A 19,455-nucleotide genomic window follows, 5' to 3' on the forward strand; every position below is an offset into this window, starting at 1 on the left:
GGTAAAGTCATAGTAGAGAATGATTGGAATAAAGGTGAGTAGCGTCGATGAATAAGTTCGAAGCAGAGTTCAGTAATCTGGTCAGAGCTTTCCGCAAGCGACATATGGGAAAGGGACCGAGCAAGATCAGCACCACGTTTTGCAAAAACTGGGCGATCTGCGAGATGGAAGGCAATCTTTCGCCAGTGGAAAAGTTCATTGCCACTTCGAAGGATGGAAAGCAGACATTACGAGCTGCCAGAACCGAAATGGTCAAGGAAATGTATCGAAAGCATCAGCCAGTTGATATGGAAGCGTTTCTAGGAGCCAAGCTCGTCGACCTGTTCGTTGACATCGACATTGAACGTGACTTTGGGATGTCCATCTTTGTATTTGATCAGGACATCGAGAAAAAATGGAAAAACGAACCGTAAGTCTAAACGAAGCAGCGTTCCTGTTCACCGGTTAGACAACGCGGACTTCGCCAGCAAACACGACGTTGAGACTAGGTAGCGAACCTGCCGTAGACAACCACCGTGAACACGCTCTTATCCTTCGGGACAGGGACGGTTTCATGGTGGTTTTTTAGTCTCGCGGGTGATAGACAAGAGGGGAGCGGAAAAGCTATGGGCAAGACGAAGCATAATGGACCGGTCAAATTGGATACTTCTTTGAAGCCTTCCCTGTGGGCTTCCATGATGCCTATGGGCCTTGGCAAAATCAAGCCGCATCACATTCTCGACACGATGAAGGTCGTGTACGACAACCGGGACAATCTCGGCTACGCGTACCGGATTTTGACCCAGGGCGTGTGTGACGGCTGCGCGCTCGGCGTATCTGGCTTGTACGATCAGACATTGACAGGCCCGCATTTGTGCACGACTCGCCTGAACGTTCTGCGGCTTAATACAATGCCTGCGATGGAGCCAAAGTGGCTGGAAAATGTAAGCGCTCTAAGAGAGCTGTCCAGCGTCGAGCTGCGCAAGCTGGGCAGAATCCCGTATCCGCTGTCGCGCAAGCCGGGGGAGAACAAGTTCACGCGAATCAGCTGGAACGATGCCCTGGACAGAATCGCCAAAAAGATCAAAGGAATCAGCCCGAAGCAGCTGGCCTTTTTCCTGACCGCACGCGGAATTACGAACGAGGTGTACTACACAGCGGCGAAAATGGCCCGTTTTCTCGGAACGAACAACATCGACAACGCCTCGCGGATTTGCCATTCGCCGAGCAAGACAGCATTGAAGCGCTCTATGGGGATCGGGGCGTCCAGCTGCAACTATCAGGATTGGATCGGCACGGATGTGCTCGTCTTTTTCGGTTCAGTCCCGGCCAACAACCAGCCTGTTTCGACCAAGTACATGTACGCAGCGAAAAAGGCGGGAACGAAAATCATCCTGATCAACCCGTACAAGGAACCGGCCATGGAACAATACTGGATTCCTTCCGTGCCGGAGAGCGCCGTGTTTGGCACGAAGCTCGCGGACGACTTTTATCAGGTCAACATCGGCGGCGATATCGCCTTCATGAATGGCGTCATGAAGCACTGGTTTGAGATGGAGCAAGCCAATCCAGGATCGGCTATCAATCACGAGTTTGTCCGCGAGCATGCGAACGGCATCGAGGAGCTGCGCGCGCATCTGCAAAATCAATCGTGGGAAGCATTGGAGAAATCATCGGGTGTCAGCAAGGAGCGCTTGAAAGAATTTGCGCTGTTGCTCGCCAACTCCAAATCCGGCGTGTTTGTGTGGAGCATGGGATTGACACAGCATCGCTTCGGGACGGACAATATTTCTTCCGTAGCCAATCTGGCGATCTTGCGCGGCTTTTTCGGACGCAAGCATTGCGGCGTCATGCCGATTCGCGGTCACTCTGGCGTGCAAGGCTCCGGGGAGATGGGAGCGGACCCGTTCAGCTTGCCGGGCGGAGATTTCGATGAAAAAAGCTGGACGCGAATCGAGAAGCTGTGGAATTTTCCGATTCCGAAATGGCAAGGCGATATCGTCGGCGTCTCGCTGGAAAACGCCTTGCTGCCGGATGGACACGAGCGCAAGACCAGACTGTTTTACACGAGCGGGGGCAATTTTCTGGAGACGATGCCCGACCCTGATTTCATGCGGACGTGTCTGGAAAGTGTGGAGCTGCGCGTCCATCAGGACATTATTTTCAACACGTCTACGCTTGTGGATGCCAAGGAAGAGGTCATTGTGCTTCCGGCGATGACGCGTTATGAGCAGCCGGGCGGCGGCACCTCGACCAGCACGGAGCGGATGGTGTACTTCAGCGCGGAGATCGAAGGGCCGCGAATCGAGGAAGCCCGGCCCGAGTGGGAGATTTACGTGGATTTGGCAGCCCGCGTCCATCCGAACAAAAAGCACCTCATGCACTTCGCGAGCGCCGCGGAAATTCGCGCGGAGATCGCCAAGGCGAATCCGAACTACGAAGGCATCCAGCACTTGAAAAACCGCGGGGATGTGTTTCAGTGGGGGGGAGCCTGGCTGTGTGAGGACGGTGTGTGTCCGACACCGGATGGCAAAGCGAATCTGCTGCCGATCGACATTCCTGAACTGCACAAGCCGGACGGGCACTTCTACGTGACGACTCGCCGGGGCAAACAGTTCAACTCGATGATTTACAGCAACAAGGACCCGTTCAACAACGCGGACCGCTACGATATTTTGATCAATCCGCAAGACGCTCGGGAGCTGCGCATTGCGGAAGGCGAGAGCATTGTTGTGTATAATAGTTATGGAACCTTCCAGGGACGTGCCAAGTTTGAAGAGACGAAAAGAGGAAATATTCAGGTGTACTGGCCGGAAGGAAACGTGCTGATTCCAAAAGGGGTATACGAAGCCTATGCGGGCATCCCGGAATACAATACAGCGGTCAAGATCGAAAAAGCGGATACTTTTACCGCAAACAAAGATTTAAAATACAAGGAAAGACCAGTAGAGGATTTGGATGTAAACGTCGGCTGATTATAAGCCGCGTGCTGGGCGGTCATGACTAGGAGGACGGACGATGCGTTTTGCGCGACAAACCATTTCGGTACAGGAAGCGGTCGACAAATGGCTGGCGGTGTTGCCGACGCTGGCGACAGAGCAGGTGAACATCGGAGAAGCGTACGGGCGGATATTGGCTTGCGATCTGCACGCGACGCACGACCTGCCGCACTTTGATCGCTCGCCGCTCGACGGCTATGCAGTCAAGGCAGCGGATACGGTGACTGCTTCCGTGGGAAGTCCGGTGGCTTTGCGCGTGATCGAGACGGTAGCCGCAGGCCAGGTGCCTGCCCGGGAAGTGATGGCAGGCTGTGCCACGCGGATTATGACCGGAGCGATGATGCCGGAAGGTGCCGATGCTGTGATCATGTTTGAGCAGACGCAAAATCCGGGGGAACAGTCTGAGCAGGTCTGGATCAAGCGAGCGCTTCAGCCAGGAGATAACGTTTCCCGCCGCGGCGAGGAAATGGCGAAGGGAACGGTAATCGCGCAGGCAGGTGAACGGATCAATGCTGGCACGATCGCGATTTTGGCTACGTTCGGGTTTTCCCGGGTAGACGTTTTTCGCAGGCCGCGAGTGGGCCTTTTGTCCACGGGCAGCGAGCTTTTGGGCGTTGACGAGCCGCTTGTTCCAGGCAAAATCCGCAACAGCAACATGGCGATGCTGTCTGCTTTGGTAGCGGAGGCAGGAGGCGTCCCTGTCTGCTTTTCCGGCATGAAGGACGAACTTGCGCCAGCAAAGAACAAGATTAGCGAGTACATGCAGCAAGTAGATGTGCTCATCTCCAGCGGAGGCGTGTCGGTCGGCGATTACGACGTGATTGCACATCTGGCTGATGACCCTGATGTAGAGCTGTTGTTCAACCGGGTAGCGATGCGTCCGGCAAGCCCTACGACCAGCATGCTCGTGGCAGGCAAGCCGCTTCTGGCGCTGTCGGGGAACCCGGGCGCCTGCTTTCTTGGCTTCGAGCTGTTCGGGCGGACGGCGATCCGTCAGCTTGCCGGGGAAAAAGGGGTAAAGCCGCCGATAATCCAGGCAAGGCTCGCCGTTCCGTACGAAAAGCCTTGCCCATACCCGCGCTATTTGCGGGGGAAATTAATGGAACAGGACAGCGTGTTGCTGGCCGTGCCCGATTTCAACGACAAGGCAGGCAACCTGGGGACGCTGAAAGACAGTGAATGCTTCATTGTCATTCCGGCAGGCGGCAGTGGCAAAGCGGCGGGAGAGCTGGTAGATGTGCTGGCCCATGCCGCCCCTGCGTGGAGAAAGGACGGATAGGAATGGACGAGCGGAGACGGGTATTGCAAATTGTCGGCTATTCCAACAGCGGCAAGACGACGTTGTTAACGAGACTGATTCCACTTTTGGAGGGTACAGGCTTGCGGGTCGGGGTGGTCAAGCACGATGGCGGACACGATTTCGAGTGGGATCAGCCGGGAAAAGACACATGGCGCTACCGCGAGGCCGGAGCTTCGCTCGTCGCGATTACCTCGAAAACAAAGACGGCGATGATCGAGCAGCGCCCCTTGGAGCTGCCTGTGCTCGTCCAGCGACTGACAGAGGCGGGAGCTGATCTCGTTTTGATCGAGGGCTTCAAGCGCGAGCACTTTCCCAAGCTGGTGCTGCTGCGGCGGCCAGAAGACGAAGAGTTGCTCCAGTCCGTCTCCCACCTGGTTGGGGTCGTGAGCTGGTCAGCCGATCGCAAGGAAAATGTACCGTGTTTTCACGTCGATGACGTAGAGAGCATCGCCAAGTTTGTGAGAGAGCGAATACAAAAAGATCATCCCGACGAATATAAGGGATGATCTTTTTTCATGGGCAGATGGGCAATTCGTTTGTCAACAAGGAGGCTTTTCAAAAACGTACAGCTCCCCGTTTTTGGCAATCTTGAATTTCGGCCCTGCAAAGCCGCGGCGAATCAGTTCTTCTCGCATGAACACCATGAGGGCAGCGTGGCTGACGATGAGGACGTTTTCCGTGTGGTTTCCAAAGGCGTGATCAAATACTTCGCTGATCCGGAAGCGAGCACGCTTGATTTCCTCGCGCGTCTTGCGGTCGAAGTACATCGACAGCCTGATCCATACCGCCCACATGAGAACAGGAAGCCGCAGACGCTCGGAAAAGGCTGGCGGGGGAATTTCGATTAGCTCGACCATTGGCGTAATCGGCCCGGGAAAAATCGTTTCCGCCGTTTTGACTGCTCTCGGGAGCGTACTGACATAGCACTTGTTCCATTCGATTCCGCTAAGGTCGGTGCTGCCAGATTCAATGTCTGCCTGATCGTACGTTCGGAACCACTCATTCACTACGCGGCCGGGAATGAATGCCCCTTTTGGGTAAGCTTGTTTGACTTTGAAGTGTCTCACTAAACCGACTTTCACGTGTGCCGACTTCCTTTCTTTCTATCAACCAGCAGGCTAGAGGAAACAGAACGGTCATGAATTACAAGTAGGACTTGCTCCGCGCCATATCCGTCACCAAATACGGATTGTCGTCCTTCATCCGCTCGATCAAAACCTCAGCTTGGGAAGGGTCTTCCTTCAACACTTCCAGCTCTCTTTGCGTGATGCCGACAAGCTGGACAAAATCCACCCGACCGTGCACAGTGTCGATTCCATCTACTTCTGTATCGGCGGCAATCAGAAGGGCGGTGATGGCAGAGTCTGTGCCGATCCGCAAAGATTGTCCGTTTCCGGCGATGTATTGGCCGGGTTCGAAATAGCGCTTCTGGGTATATGTATAGCGGGCCAGATTGGACAGCATGTCAATCGCCCACATGCATTCTTCATTGGATTCTGCTTTGAGCTTGATCGTCATTTCGTAGCCCCACTGGCTCCACTCGCTTCCATACGCCTGTTCGTTTGTGTACAGCTCCGTCATGCCGTAGGTCAGCAAATGCTTGAAGCCGTGCGACGATTCATAAATGCTGTAGCCATCCAGGTACTCGTCACCGCCAAACATGGCGCGGCTCACCATATTTGTGCCGTAATGGGCAGGCTCCTGACCAGGGTACAGCTTCTGAAAAGCCTCATCAAGGGCATCCCAGCCTGGTGCCCAGTCATCTTGCTCCGAGGCGCGTTTTTGATATTCTTCCAGCGTCATATCGGTCCACTCCCTTAATTTTCCTAGATTTACTATATCGCAGGAGTTGCGCGAGAGGTACCCTTTTCCCAAATTCCTTGTCACAAATCGTTGCTTTTTCCTGTGATTATAATCACACGAGCGAAAACAGCTGCTCCGTTACACTACATACATAAGCAAGACGTTGAACTTCAAGGAGGGTTTTGTATGTTGAACCAAAAAACCATCGACATTATCAAATCGACCGTGCCTGTACTGGAAGTGCACGGCACTACGATAACCAAACATTTTTACAAACGGATGTTTGCCAGCCATCCAGAGCTGTTGAACATTTTCAATCACGCCAACCAAAAACAGGGCAGACAGCAAACGGCACTGGCAAATGCGGTGTACGCGGCTGCTTTGTACATCGACAAACTGGAAACGATTTTGCCGGTAGTGAAACAAATCGCACACAAACACCGCAGTCTGGGAATCAAGCCTGAGCATTATCCGATTGTCGGGGAAAACTTGCTTGCGGCAATCAAAGAAGTGTTGGGGGATGCCGCCACGGATGAGATCATCCAGGCATGGGCAGAAGCGTACGGGGTCATCGCGGATGTGTTCATCAGCGTGGAAGCGGAAATGTATGACCAGGCAGAAGGGCAGACTGGCGGTTGGGCAGACTTCCGGGAGTTCATCGTCCAGCGCAAAGTAAAAGAAAGCGACGTCATCACATCCTTTTACCTGGTGCCAGCGGATGGAAAAGCGATCGCAAGCTACGAGCCTGGCCAGTACATCAGCGTCAAGCTGGATATACCCGGAGAAGAAAATACCCACATTCGCCAATACAGTCTCTCCGATGCGCCGGGCAATCCGTATTACCGCATCTCGGTGAAACGCGAGGACGCGATTGGCGATAAACCTGCCGGAAAAGTATCCGTCTATTTGTCGGAGGATATCAAAGAAGGCGATACGCTTCGTATATCCGCTCCGGCTGGCGATTTTACGCTGGATCAGCAAGACGACAGACCTGTTGTACTGATCAGCGGCGGCGTGGGCTTGACTCCGATGATGAGCATGCTGAAAACGCTGGTGAAAACGTCCCCGACTCGTCCGGTTACTTTTATTCACGCAGCGCAAAACGGCAACGTACACGCGATGCGAAAGGCCGTGGAGGAGCTGGCTGCCGAGCATTCGCAAGTAAAAGCGTTCTGGTGCTATGAAAAGCCGACAGAACAGGATCGCGCTGCACACGCTTTCCATAAAGAAGGCTACATCGACTTGCCATGGCTGCAAAGCATCGTAGCTGACAAAAACGCCAACTTTTATTTCTGTGGTCCCGTTCCTTTCATGACAGCAATCAACCGCGCTTTGAAGGAGTGGGGCGTGGACGCGGCAGACATCCATTTCGAATTTTTCGGCCCTGCCGGTACACTGGACTAAAGCAGAGGCGCTGGCGCGGTTTTACTTCTTATGACCTGATTGGGCACGCAATAAACGATTGACTGTCTCCCGGCGCAATCCGATGAACTGGCCGATCTCGTCCTGGGTCAAGACTTCAGACAACGAAGCGACGGGAACAAACGACTGGAACCACAGCTGGAGCTTGCGCAGTCTTTCTGCCGGGGAGACTTCCGACAACTGGTCGATGCGCTGCTGCATCATGCGCAGCTTGCCCTGGAGTTGCAAAGCGATCTCCCTGCATTTCTGGTGATCCGCCTCCAGCTCCCGGTACCAGTCTGTTGCGGACAGCACCTCGACCTCACAGGAGACAAGCGCGACGGCTGTTCCGTAGTAAGGGTTCGGGCTAAGCAGCGAATGATGCGGGATTGTCTCGCCTGGAACAATGATGTTTACCAGAGTGAGCGTCCCGTCTGCGTGCACCCGGTTGATTTTGAGCAACCCGCTTTTCAGATGGAAGAGCGGTCCAGTTTCTCCCTGGCGGAACAGCGTCTCGCCTTTATGTAAAATCATGGGCTTTTCCTCCTTCGGAAACGATCAATAAGGCAGTAGCAGTATACCACAATCAGCCCCGCAGGCACCTGCTTTCCTCGACTGGACGGCAGGTGCTTTTTGGTATGTCGCGGCGTGTTTCTTTCTGATCTGGGGCAAAAGCAAGCGGAATGGACATGCGCGGCTTTTTGCAAAACCGGCAGTTTCCGGCACGTTTTACCCTTGCGTCCCTGACGGACCCCTTTGCTATAATGAGACCACAATCACGTTATGACAAAGGGGTTCTTTGATGCATATGACGATCCTCATCTGGTTCGGCTCCTTTTTGGGAGTGCTCGTTTTAGGCTTGATTGGCTATATGGCGTACCGCTACTGGTATCACATGGGGCAGCTTCCCAAGCCAGCGTTTCAGGAGCTTGACGCAAAGCCTGAGCCTGCGAACTGGTCAGAAGATGAGGTGACGATTACATGGGTAGGCCATTCGACGATCCTGCTGAATGTGTACGGAACCAAAATCTTGACTGACCCGGTATTAGGCGAAAAATTGGGACTTCGCGTCGCAGGGCTGCTTCATTTTGGCCCGAAACGCTTCACTCCGCCTGCTCTTGACTTCGACGAGATTGGCACCGTCGATTTGATTTTATTGTCTCATGCGCATATGGACCATGTCGACCTGCCAACACTGCGACGATTGGCGCATCCTGCTACGCACGTCATTACTGCGGCGAACACGGGCAAACTGCTCAGCGGCATGCCGTTCGCTTCCTGCAAGGAGCTTTCCGCGCAGCAAAAAGCGACGACCAAAGACGGCGTGACTATCACGGCGATTCCCGTCAGACATTGGGGAAACCGTTTCCCGTGGAACCACGACTACGGCTACAACGGCTACATCATCGAGAAAAACGGCGTGCGCATTTTGTACCCGGGCGACACGGCGTACATGTCGATGGAGGATTTGCCTGAAAAGTTTGGACCAATTGACATCGTGTTTATGCCGATTGGAGCCTACAAGCCGGATTCCTACCAGGCCGCACACTGCACACCGGAACAGGCGTGGCAAATGTTTCAGGAGAGTCGCGGCAAATGGCTGGTGCCTATCCACTGGAATACATTCGTACTCTCGCGCGAGCCTGTGGAAGAGCCAATGCAGCGCTTGCTTGCGGCAGCAGGCGAGGAAAAACAGCGAATTGTTGTAGAAAAGCAAGGGGAGACGTTTACCTTGCCTGTGTGATCAAGCGGAGCGACTGCTTTTTACGGCAGTCGCTCTTTCCGCTAAATTCATAGATATACGGGCGAACTGCATAAAATAGAAGGAATCATCCCGTTGTTATAGAAATTATTTTATCAAGAGTTTTTGAGGAGGGATACATATGTCACAAGCATTGCCACAACGTTGGGATTTGGATGTGTTGTTTTCCGGTGGAAGTGAGTCCGCTTCGTTCCATGCATTTTTGGAGCAACTGGAAAAAGATATCGCAACTTTGAAAGGCCGGGTTGAGGATGCGGCCCTGAACTTGCAGGAAAAAGCTGCGTTTGTCGATGTCGTTGCCGAAGTGCAAAGCATTGCCGTGCGGGTGAGACAAGCAGGCGCTTTCATTTCTTGCCTGACAGCGCAAAACGTGAAGGACGAGGGCGCCAAGCTGCTCGGCGGACGCGTGAAAACGATCTCTGCGGCATTCGGCGCTGTTTTGACGCGCTGGGATGAGCAATTGCTGCGCATTGACGAAGCGGCATGGAACGCGCTGCTTGCAGACGAAGAATTGCAACCGCTTGCTTTTGTGCTGAACGAACGCCGCCGCCGCGCCCAGGAAAAGCTCACTCCTGAACAGGAAGTGCTGGCGAGCGATCTGGCTGTAGACGGCTATCACGCTTGGCAAGATTTGTACAACGCGGTAGTAGGGCGCATGACGATTGAAGTGGAGCTGGACGGGGAGACGAAGCAGCTTTCCGTAGGCCAAGCCTCCAACCTGATGAGCCATCCGGACCGCGCTGTGCGCGACCAAGTGTTTGCCAAATGGAAAGAAGCGTGGGGCAAGGAAACGGAGCTGTGCGCACAAGCCCTCAACCATCTCGGCGGCTTCCGCCTGGCTCTGTACCGTCACCGTGGCTGGGAGTCCGTACTGCGCGAGCCGCTCGATATCGGGCGCATGCAGGAAAAGACGCTCGATGCGATGTGGCAAGCGATCGACAATCGCAAAGACCGTCTGGTGGCCTATCTGGAGCGCAAAGCCAAGCTGCTTGGCGTTGAAAAGCTGAGCTGGTCCGACGTCTCCGCGCCAGTTGGCAACGTGCACAAAAAAGTGTCCTATGACGAGGCAGCAGCCTTGATCGTCGAGCACTTCAACCGCTTTAATCCGAGCATGGCGCAATTCGCCGAGAAAGCTTTCAAAGAAGGCTGGATCGAGGCGGAAGATCGCCCTGGAAAACGTCCGGGCGGATTTTGCACCAGCTTCCCTGTGAGCAAGCAGTCCCGCGTGTTCATGACGTATGCCGGAAGCGCAAGCAACGTGTCTACGCTGGCCCACGAGCTGGGGCATGCGTATCATCAGCAAGTGATGTGGGATTTGCCAGCGCTCGCGCAAAACTACGCGATGAACGTAGCCGAGACAGCTTCGACGTTTGCGGAAATGATTTTGGCTGACGCTGCCGTGAAAAATGCTGCGAACGACGAAGAGCGTCTCGTCCTGCTCGAAGACAAGCTGCAATCAGTCGTCGCGTTCTTCATGAACATCCACGCCCGCTTCCTGTTCGAGAAAAACTTCTACGAGCAGCGCAAAAAAGGTCTGGTCAGCGCAGCCGAGCTGGATCGGATCATGGAAGAAGCGCAAAAGCAGGCGTTCAAAGGCGCACTGGCGGAATACGAGCCGCACTTCTGGGCTTCCAAGCTGCACTTTTACATCACTTCGTACCCGTTTTACAACTTCCCGTACACCTTCGGCTATTTGTTCAGCCTGAGCGTGTATGCGCGTGCTCTGGAGGAAGGCGAAAGCTTCGCGGCGAAGTACGATGCGCTTCTCCAGGATACGGGCCGTCTGATGGTCGAAGATTTGGCGAAAAAGCATCTGGGCGAAGACATGACGACCGTCGAGTTTTGGCAAAAAGCGGTCGATCTGGCTGTAGCCGATATCGACGAATTTCTGCGCCTGACCTAAACAGCGGGCAAGCTGCCTGTCCGATTATGAACAGCACCGCGATTGTTGGATGTACACGACAATCGCGGTGCTGTTTTTTTATGCCTGCCGCCGATTCGTAGAGATCTTGTAAAGATGCGCCGGCAAAACTTCGGATAACTTTTACCTGGGATTTATGGAATCGTCGCGTTCATTTTGTACAGTGAGAGGGAAGGGATAGCCATGCAAAGGGAGGTATCATCATGGACACTGCCAGTCATCTTTTGCTTGGGGTCACGCTTGCGGGCCTCGCCCAGCTCACTCCTGCCGTTGCGCACGATCCTGGATTGGCGCAAGCGGTGATGGTCGCGACGGTAGTCGGGTCACACGCGCCCGATTTTGACACAGTGGCCAGGCTTCGCGGGATCTCTTTTTACATCCGTTTTCATCGGGGGATCACTCATTCCATCCCCGCCCTGTTCATCTGGCCGCTGCTCATTTCGCTCCCTGTGGCCTGGGGCTTTGGGCAAATGCAGCACGTCGGAATATTGTACGGCTGCACGCTTGCGGCTGTCGTGCTGCACGTCTTTTTGGATATGCTGAACGCGTACGGTGTGCAGTGTGTCCGACCGTTCAGCCGCAAATGGGTTCACCTGGATGTGCTGGCGATTTTTGAACCGTTTCTGTTCGCCATTCATTTGGCGGCTGCCATCTGGTGGCTCGGCTTCCAGGGAGACGCGACGGTGTTGTTCCCGGTTGCGTACGGCTTGACTTTTGCTTACATTGCTTTGCGGTGCTGGCAGCATCAGCGGCAAGTCAAGCGTGTGAAAAGCGCCTTGAATACAGCGGGCGTATGCCACGTATTGCCGAGTCTGCATCCGTTTCACTGGCGGTTTGTCATCGAAGCCGAGCAGCGGTTTTATACGGGGAGAATCGAGTATGACCATGTGCTGCTCGAAGACGTATACTCCAAGCAGTGCCGCGACGAGATCATTCAGGCTACGGTCGGTGTGGACGGCGTGCGCGCTTTTCTCGGATTTGCCCAGCGCATCCACGTCACCTGGAAAGAATCGCAGGACGGATATGAAGTCACCTGGAGCGACGTCCGCTTCTGGTACAACCGGAAACTGCCGTTTGGAGTAGATGTCGTGCTGGATCGCGAGCTGAATGTGGTCGATCATCGCCTGGGCTGGCGCAAAAAAGCGTGGGACCCGCCGTTTGTCTAAGCCGTCTAACTTGTTTAACGTAACCAGGCTAAAGTCAGGTTTGTCATCTACTCCGCCGGAGATTCTGGCGGGGTTTTTTGTTGGGGAAAATAGCGGGTGTCAGGTTTAATCTGTATTTCGGAAAAAGCTCGCGGGAGACGGGCCTTTTCAAAAACGAGCGGAGATGCTACACTAATAAAAAATCTGATGTTCGATGGTGATCGAATGAATAACATGTATTCTATTAGAATCGAATGGTCTGCTGCCTATGAATGCATCATCAGCTTGTATGCGTACATTTACGAAAAGGAACGGAAGCATTTGCAGCTTGGCGTCTCCTGGAAGGAAGAAACGAAGCAACAGCTTCCCACAGCGTTCGCCCAAGAGCTGGAGGATGAGCGCTGGGAGGTGCTGCACAGACTGGTGCTATTGGTCGCGCAAGCCCTGGAGAAAAAGTCGGTGGCGGACTTTCTCGGCTGGCTGGAAAAGCTGCCTCCTGGAGAAATTTACGAGCTGCTCGCTCCATGGGTGGAGACGATCCCGCTCAATCTCGGTGAAATCCGCGATCATAGCGTGTCGCTTTTGGCGCGATGGAATGAGCATTATTTTTCCCGGATCTCGCCAGCCATTGTCACGAGTCTGGAGCGAAGCGCGGCGGAAATGACGGAGTTGGCGGGAAAAATGACCGCGATCGAGCTGATCGACCATGCGTCCAACGGCATCTGGATCGAGCCTATGCCCGATTTGCAAGAGGTCGTGCTCATCCCGCAATATCACTGTGCGCCTACGTCCGTTCTCGATTTTTACCGCGGACTTGCCACGTGCTTGTATCCGGTCAGAGATGCCGGACAAACCGAGCCGCAGCCATTGCTTGAGCTTCTGCCGCTTGCCCAGTGTCTGGCGGATGAAAAAAGGCTGCACATTTTGCGGTGCCTCGCTGAAAAAAAGAGTACGCTGGGAGAGCTGCAAGAGCAGGTGTCGCTCGCCAAAAGCACGGTCCACCACCACGTGACAGCGCTTCGCCGGGCTGGACTGATTCGCGCGCACTATAACGGCAGCACAACGATTGCAGCCTACAGCTTGCGCGAGTCATTCGTCGATCGTCTGCCTGTGCTGTTGCGTTCCTTTTTGCACAGGGAGGAAGCAAGGAGAATGACCGATGAATAAGTGGAAAAAAGTTTGGGAGGCGTATCACCCGATTGTGCATCTGCTGATGGCGGGCACGGTGTTCGTCAGCCTGACGCAATCGATGAGCATGCCGTTTCTGGCGATTTACTTGAGCGAGACGACGACGCTGACGCCTGCCTACATCGGGTTGATTATCGGCGCGGGGCCTTTGGCGGGCACAGTTGGCGGCTTCCTCGGCGGGATTTTGTCGGACTTGTTCGGCAGGCAAAAGCTGATGATTTTTTCCATGGTATTGATGGCAGCAGCTTTCGTCGGTTTCGTCTTTTTCGGCAATCCGCTGGTGCTTTTGCTGATCAGTTTGTTGATGGGTTTGTCGGCGTCTTTTTACGGAACGGTGTCGAAAGCGATGATGGGCGATTTGACGGAGGAAGGGAAACGGTTTCGGGTGTTTTCCAACCGCTATTTGGCGATAAACCTCGGAGTGGCTATCGGGCCGATGCTGGGAGCGTTTTTAGGCATTGCGGGCAGCGGGATTGCTTTTATGCTTACGGCGTTCTCCACGCTTTGTTTTGCGGCTGTGCTTTGGATCGTGTGCCAAAAGTATCGCGTCTCAGATGGCGCTGCTGGCGGGCAGGCGACAACAGAGAAAGCGAGCTTGCAGCAAATCTGGAGCATCTTGAAAAAAGACGTGGCTCTGCTGTCTTTTGTCGTGGGCGGAATTTTGCTGGTGACGGTTCATGGGCAGATGTCTGTTACGTTGTCCCAGTATTTGCGTGAAAACATAACGGAAGGCGTCGCCTTGTTTGGCGTGTTGATGAGTGCCAACGGCTTTACCGTGCTGCTGTTGCAAGTGCCTCTGACGCGACTGGTTGAGCGTTATTCCTTGTTTTCGCGGATTGCAGCGGGAGCGGCGCTAATGGCGGTCGGAGAGCTGGGCTTCGCCTTTTCGGCTACGTGGAGCTGGTTCGTAGCTGCGATGATCGTCTTTACGTTGGGAGAAATTTTGATCGTGCCAGCCGAGTACGCGCAGATCGACCAAATCAGCCCGGCGAATATGCGCGGCACCTATTACGGAGCGCAGAGCGTCAGCATGCTCGGCAGCTTTCTCGGGCCGTGGGCGGGCGGAATCGTGCTGCACGCATACGGCGGGCCGACGATGTTTGTCATGATGGGCGCGATTGCCATGGTCAGCTTGGTCTTTTACTGGTTAGGCCGCCGCCTTCATGAGCAGCGAAGCATGCAAGAGAGTGTACAAGTGAAAACTGTCAGCTAGTCAAACAAAAAGAGTATTGCCTGTATTTGTAAAAAGCTATATACTGGAACTCAAATCTTTTCACTAGGGGAAATGTTGATGTCGGCGTTTGTGCTTAACTAATCCAATTGGATAAAGTTCTCCCATTTTTTCGCAAAAAGCCATCTAGCAAGTGGTTTGTTTGTGATGGGAACAGGGAGAGCTTCATTGGTTAAGAACAACGGTCATCGACCTGCCCAATCCGATCAGTCGCCGGAACCGTGCTCTTTTTGCACGGTTTTTTTGTATCAGCGGCTACGATTTTTTCTGCGCACCCAAGGCAGAGGGGAACCATGTGTTCTTCGCTGCCTTTTTTTCATGCAAGTGGGTGTGTCCGCTTGCGGTCATCACTTTGCTCCTCAGATAAAGGGGAAGCACTATGACCGCTTCGGCGCAGGGAGAGGGAGGCATATCCCTAATGAAAAGAGGCGTACACATGCGCAACTATATAGAAGAAACGTATCGTCAAGTTCAATTGCAGGAAGGGCCGCAAGTGATTGAGCAGTTCCTGCTGCATTGTTATTTTCAGCCGGGCTTGCCTGGCAAAGAGTTGGCGCGAAAAGTCATGCTGCCTGTTCCGGTGGCGACTGCAATCAAAAAAGAACTGATCAAGGCCGGGGCGTTGCAAGCGAGAAACGGCTTGGCTTGCACGGAAGACGGCTTGGCCTACGTGGAAAATGGACTTGGGTTCGGCGGGCTGGACCGGACTTTGTACAATAAGCTGATGCAAGACGAGTCGGCCTGGAAAAACGAGCTGGCGGACGTGTACAACGAGTTGGAGAGCATCTTGTCCGAGCGGCCGCAAGTGAATGTGCAGCTCGATCAGGCAAAATGCACGGCAGAGACGAGTTTGCGCCGGGCGCTGCTTTGTCTGCGGAACCATGCGCTTGTCGGCAAGAAAGTATTGTGCGTGGGCGACGACGACTTGGTCAGCGTGTCGCTCGCCCTTTTGCTGAAACGGTTGTTTCCAGGAAAAGCGGGGGGCGCAGGCAAGATTGAGGTTGTCGATATTGATGAACGCTTTTTGCAATATATCAGGGATGTAGCGCAGCAGCGGAACTTGGCGATCCAATGCCATCACGCCGATTTGCGCGAGCCGCTGCCTGCGCGGTTGCATCGTCAGTTCGATTGCTTTTTTACCGATCCGCCGTATACGCTGCAAGGGATGTCCCTGTTTTTGTCACGGGGAATCAGCGGTTTGCAGCCGCGCAAAGGACTGCCTGTTTTCTTGTCTTTTGCGCACAAGTCGCCCGATTTTACGTTGCAGATGCAGCAGCAGTTCGTGCAGGCGGGATTGAGCGTCCGGGAAGTTCTCAGTCATTTTAACGAGTACGAGGGGGCACAACTGCTGGGCGGAAAAGGCCAGATGATCGTGCTCGTCACTACCGAGCAGACGGCTCCAATCGTGAAGGAAGCGTACAGAAAGCCGCTGTACACCGGAGAAGAAGTGCGTTCGCAGCGGCTGTATCGCTGCAAGCGCTGCGCTCAGGTGGCCAAGGTTGGGGCCAACGAGCGGGTGAAGACGATTGAAGCTCTGAAAAGCAAAGGCTGCCCGCGCTGCCGACAGACGAGGTTTGAACTGATCTCTCGCTGTAGCGTCGATCGTCATGCTGATCATGATTGATTGCCCTGTGGCTCGGTTCGATCGCAGAGCTGCCCATAGGTGCGCTGACCGAACGTCATGCCGAGCACGACTGATTGTCCCGCGACTGGCATATGGTAGTGGTGAGGAGGGGCGAGCTATGGCTTACGAGAGAGCGTTCGTTGTTTTGCGGATGGCGACTGGCGTGCTGTTTTTGCTCCATGGTCTGGCGAAGCTGCAGCGGGGGATGGGGGCGGTCAGCGAAATGTTTGGCGATCTCGGCTTGCCGGGGTGGCTTGCTTTTCTGGTGCTTGCCATCGAGCTGATTGGCGGACTGGCCTTTTTGCTGGGGATCGGAGCGAGCTATGCGGCGTGGGGACTGGCAGGAGCGATTGTGACGGTGAAGTGGGAGAAAGGGTTTATCGGCGGGTATGAACTGGATTTGATTTTGCTTTTGGTCGCAATCTATGTCGGCCTTAAACCGACAAAAGCAAGACCCGGTTAAGCCAGAGTGGCGCAGCCGGGTCTTTTGTGATCAGTTGTCCGTTTCCAGATGCTCGTAGCTGCTCGCGGATACGTGGTCGAGCAAGAACGTTTTTGCATCGCGGTAGTAAAGATGCAGCTCGTGCATGGCGCGTGTGCAAGCGGTATAAAACAGCTTGCGTTCGCTTTCCCGGCTGTAGCTCTTGGCAGAAGCGTCGTATAGGATGACGGCATCGAACTCGACCCCTTTTGCCAAGTACGACGGGATGACGAGATTGCCTGTATCGTAGGACAAGGTAGAGGTGGTAATCAGACGAATCGGCAAAAGCGCAGCGAGACTCTGATGCGCTTTCTCGGCTTCCGCAGCTGTTTTCGTAATGACGGCAATCGTCTTGTGGCCGTTTGCCGACAGCTTTTTCACCCGCTCGACAATCTGCTGTGTAAGCTCGGCGTCGCTGTGTACCTTCGTCACGGTCGGCATCCGGCCATCCCGGTTGAAAGGCTCGATCTGCTCGCCGCCTGCGACCAGCTGCTTCGTGAACCGGACAATCGGCAAGGTAGAGCGGTAGCTTTTCGTCAGCACGAATGTTTCTGTCTCTTCTGGTTCAAAGAGCGAGGAGACTGTGCCGAAGCTTTCGTCGTGCGCAGCATGCGCGTAAATCGCCTGATTCCAGTCGCCGAGCACGGTCATTTTGGCGCGCGGAAACAAGTTTTTGATCAGCGCAAACTGAAACGCCGAGTAATCCTGGGCTTCGTCGAGAAATACATGGCGGACGAGATTGTTCGTCTGCTTGCCTTCCAGGCGCTCCTGCAAGTACAAATAAGGCGGAATGTCTTCCTGTGTCAGCTTGCCTTGATCCAAGCACTCCAGGGTCAGCGAACAGATCGCGGGCCATGCAGCTGAACTCAGGGACGGCTCAGCTGACAGCAACTGGTCGAGCAGCGCCTGATCGGCATACATTTGGCGATAAGTGGCCTGTATATCAATAAATTGCAGCGAAGCAATCGAGTCGCGAACCGGCTGAAAATGCTGTTTGACCACCCGCTTTGCCAGCAGCTCCTGCTCGCGGTCGAAGTCGTCGAAAGAATCGTCGCGAAACTGCTTTTTGCGGCGAAGCTGCTGATAGGCGGCTACATAAGCATCTTTATCGAGCAATTGCACCTCGTCCTCGACCCACGGTTTACTGCGCTCGCGCCGTTCCAGCTGTTTGACTTCCGCGAGCAAAGCTCGTGCCACCAGAGCCATCCGGTTCGGGATCGGCAGAGAGGTGTCATGGGAATAAAACAGCTCCTGTATGTGCGCGGCGGAAATAAGCGTGCCCTGGCGAAACGAAATCGGACGGAACACGATGCCTCCTCGCATGAGGCGATCCGCGTACTGATTCATCACGCGCAGGAAAGGCGCGGACGATTTGCAGCGAATCGCCGCAAGCCTTGCCTCGTAGCCAGGCTCGTCATGGGCGGTAAGCACGTATTCCATTTGCTCCAGCGAATTTTCCAGGGAAAAGGAATCGCCAAGCCGATGCTGGGCGTACTCCTGAAAAGTCGTTTGCTGCATGTTTTCCTCGCCCAGCTCGGGAAGAACCGTCGAGATGTAGCTGTTGAACAGCGAGTTGGGGGAAAACAGGACGATCTGCTCTGCGGTCAATGTCTTGCGATAGCGGTAGAGCAAATAGGCGACCCGTTGCAGGGCGGCCGAAGTCTTGCCGCTGCCGGCTGCCCCGGAGACGATCAGCAAGCGGCTTTTTTCGTTGCGAATAATCCGGTTCTGGTCACGCTGGATCGTGGCGACGATGCTTTTCATTTGCGAATCGGCTTGCTTGCCCAACACTTCCTGAAGCAGCTCGTCGCCGATGGTCACGCCTGTATCGAACATGTGAAGCAGTTGCCCATCGCGGATGATATATTGCCGCTTGCACGTAATCTTTCCTGAGACGACCCCGCTTGGCGTGTCATAGTGAGCCGGGCCGGGGGAATAGTCGTAGTACAGGCTGGAGATCGGTGCCCGCCAGTCATAAATGAGAAAATGCTCGTCGTTTTTGTCCAGCAAAGAGGCGATTCCGAGATAAATGCGTTCTGAACCAGGCTCGGTTTCTTCGTGAAAATCAATCCGGCCAAAATAGGGAGAGTGCATCAATCGCTGCATGGTACGCAACTGATTCTGGGCATGACGCTGGCTGCGCTCCCGCTCCGACAATACTTCAGCTTGCTGCTTGATGCTGACGTACGTCTCGATCGCCTCGGTGGCATCCTCGAAGTTGACGGTCACATCGTCCCAAAAATGCTTGCGGATTCCGACGATATCTTCACTTACGACTTGTACTTGCTGTTCGAGGTCGGTGATCCGGTTGCTGATTTCAGTGATGACTGTCTCAACCCGTTGCTGCTCGTTTTGCCTTTCTTGATCAGTAGCGCTCATGGTACCGCTCCTTTTTCGTTCCCCTTTTTTGATCTGAAGGTTTGACAAGGATGTTGCAATGTGGTAAGATTAAATTGGAGATAGAATGATAGTTGTTTCGAAAAGTCACCTACAGACCAATTCCCATTGTAGCAGAGGGTCTATAGGTTTTCAACATGTAAAAAAATAGTAGCCGATACGACGAAGACGGGGCGATGCCTGTGTCTTCGTTTTTTTGCTTTCAGGGGCAGTTATGGTTATGG

Annotated in this window: 16 protein-coding genes; 12 read left to right on the plus strand and 4 right to left on the minus strand. The window is 54.2% G+C overall.

Going from position 1 to position 19,455, the window contains the following annotated elements; all coding sequences use genetic code 11:
• Positions 1-47: 47 nt before the first annotated feature.
• The 4 genes from NST23_RS05775 (at position 48) to mobB (ending at position 4,784) form a co-directional block, all read left to right on the plus strand.
• Positions 48-413 (plus strand): DUF2294 domain-containing protein, encoded by a 366-nt coding sequence (locus tag NST23_RS05775; protein ID WP_122962739.1) that lies wholly within the window; start codon positions 48-50, stop codon positions 411-413.
• Positions 414-605: 192 nt separating this feature from the next.
• Positions 606-2,954, plus strand: coding sequence for an FdhF/YdeP family oxidoreductase (locus NST23_RS05780; protein WP_122962740.1), 2,349 nt, complete (start codon positions 606-608; stop codon positions 2,952-2,954).
• 43 nt (positions 2,955-2,997) lie between these two features.
• Positions 2,998-4,257, plus strand: coding sequence for a molybdopterin molybdotransferase MoeA (locus NST23_RS05785; RefSeq protein WP_340963326.1), 1,260 nt, complete (start codon positions 2,998-3,000; stop codon positions 4,255-4,257).
• A 2-nt stretch (positions 4,258-4,259) separates the two neighbouring features.
• Positions 4,260-4,784 carry a molybdopterin-guanine dinucleotide biosynthesis protein B gene (mobB, locus tag NST23_RS05790; RefSeq protein WP_122962742.1) on the plus strand — a complete coding sequence of 175 codons (525 nt, stop codon included), beginning with the start codon at positions 4,260-4,262 and terminating at the stop codon, positions 4,782-4,784.
• 33 nt (positions 4,785-4,817) lie between these two features.
• Here the strand turns inward: mobB and NST23_RS05795 are convergent, their stop codons facing one another.
• Positions 4,818-5,360 (minus strand): histidine phosphatase family protein, encoded by a 543-nt coding sequence (locus NST23_RS05795; protein ID WP_122962743.1) that lies wholly within the window; start codon positions 5,358-5,360, stop codon positions 4,818-4,820.
• A 61-nt stretch (positions 5,361-5,421) separates the two neighbouring features.
• Positions 5,422-6,081 (minus strand): suppressor of fused domain protein, encoded by a 660-nt coding sequence (locus NST23_RS05800; RefSeq protein ID WP_122962744.1) that lies wholly within the window; start codon positions 6,079-6,081, stop codon positions 5,422-5,424.
• A 186-nt stretch (positions 6,082-6,267) separates the two neighbouring features.
• Here NST23_RS05800 and hmpA point away from each other — a divergent pair, with 186 nt between their 5' ends.
• The gene (hmpA, locus tag NST23_RS05805; RefSeq protein ID WP_122962745.1) at positions 6,268-7,485 is read left to right on the plus strand and encodes an NO-inducible flavohemoprotein; all 1,218 of its coding nucleotides are present in this window, start codon (positions 6,268-6,270) and stop codon (positions 7,483-7,485) included.
• A 21-nt stretch (positions 7,486-7,506) separates the two neighbouring features.
• Here hmpA and NST23_RS05810 read toward each other — a convergent pair whose 3' ends face one another.
• The gene (locus NST23_RS05810) at positions 7,507-8,016 is read right to left on the minus strand and encodes a Crp/Fnr family transcriptional regulator (RefSeq protein ID WP_122962746.1); all 510 of its coding nucleotides are present in this window, start codon (positions 8,014-8,016) and stop codon (positions 7,507-7,509) included.
• A 268-nt stretch (positions 8,017-8,284) separates the two neighbouring features.
• On the opposite strand from NST23_RS05810, the gene NST23_RS05815 reads away from it, so the two are divergent.
• From NST23_RS05815 to NST23_RS05845, 7 genes are all read left to right on the plus strand, one after another.
• Positions 8,285-9,226 carry an MBL fold metallo-hydrolase gene (locus NST23_RS05815; protein WP_173596015.1) on the plus strand — a complete coding sequence of 314 codons (942 nt, stop codon included), beginning with the start codon at positions 8,285-8,287 and terminating at the stop codon, positions 9,224-9,226.
• A 139-nt stretch (positions 9,227-9,365) separates the two neighbouring features.
• Positions 9,366-11,147, plus strand: a complete 1,782-nt coding sequence (locus NST23_RS05820) for a M3 family oligoendopeptidase (protein WP_122962748.1) — start codon at positions 9,366-9,368, stop codon at positions 11,145-11,147.
• 221 nt (positions 11,148-11,368) lie between these two features.
• The gene (locus NST23_RS05825) at positions 11,369-12,331 is read left to right on the plus strand and encodes a metal-dependent hydrolase (protein WP_217021855.1); all 963 of its coding nucleotides are present in this window, start codon (positions 11,369-11,371) and stop codon (positions 12,329-12,331) included.
• A 213-nt stretch (positions 12,332-12,544) separates the two neighbouring features.
• Positions 12,545-13,477, plus strand: a complete 933-nt coding sequence (locus NST23_RS05830) for an ArsR/SmtB family transcription factor (protein WP_229049838.1) — start codon at positions 12,545-12,547, stop codon at positions 13,475-13,477.
• Entirely contained in the window at positions 13,470-14,711 is a 1,242-nt protein-coding gene (locus NST23_RS05835) for an MDR family MFS transporter (protein ID WP_173596018.1), read from the plus strand. The genes NST23_RS05830 and NST23_RS05835 overlap by 8 nt, the downstream gene beginning before the upstream one ends.
• Before the next feature lie 454 nt (positions 14,712-15,165).
• Positions 15,166-16,353, plus strand: coding sequence for a bis-aminopropyl spermidine synthase family protein (locus tag NST23_RS05840; protein ID WP_340965163.1), 1,188 nt, complete (start codon positions 15,166-15,168; stop codon positions 16,351-16,353).
• Between the two features lie 118 nt (positions 16,354-16,471).
• Positions 16,472-16,816: a DoxX family protein gene (locus NST23_RS05845; protein WP_287102290.1), complete on the plus strand. Its 345-nt coding sequence runs from the start codon at positions 16,472-16,474 to the stop codon at positions 16,814-16,816.
• A 30-nt stretch (positions 16,817-16,846) separates the two neighbouring features.
• Here NST23_RS05845 and helD read toward each other — a convergent pair whose 3' ends face one another.
• Positions 16,847-19,213, minus strand: a complete 2,367-nt coding sequence (gene helD, locus NST23_RS05850; RefSeq protein WP_340963328.1) for an RNA polymerase recycling motor HelD — start codon at positions 19,211-19,213, stop codon at positions 16,847-16,849.
• Positions 19,214-19,455: the final 242 nt, after the last annotated feature.

It is taken from the genome of Brevibacillus sp. FSL K6-0770 (assembly GCF_038000275.1).
In the GTDB taxonomy this organism is placed as follows: Bacteria; Bacillota; Bacilli; order Brevibacillales; family Brevibacillaceae; genus Brevibacillus; species Brevibacillus parabrevis.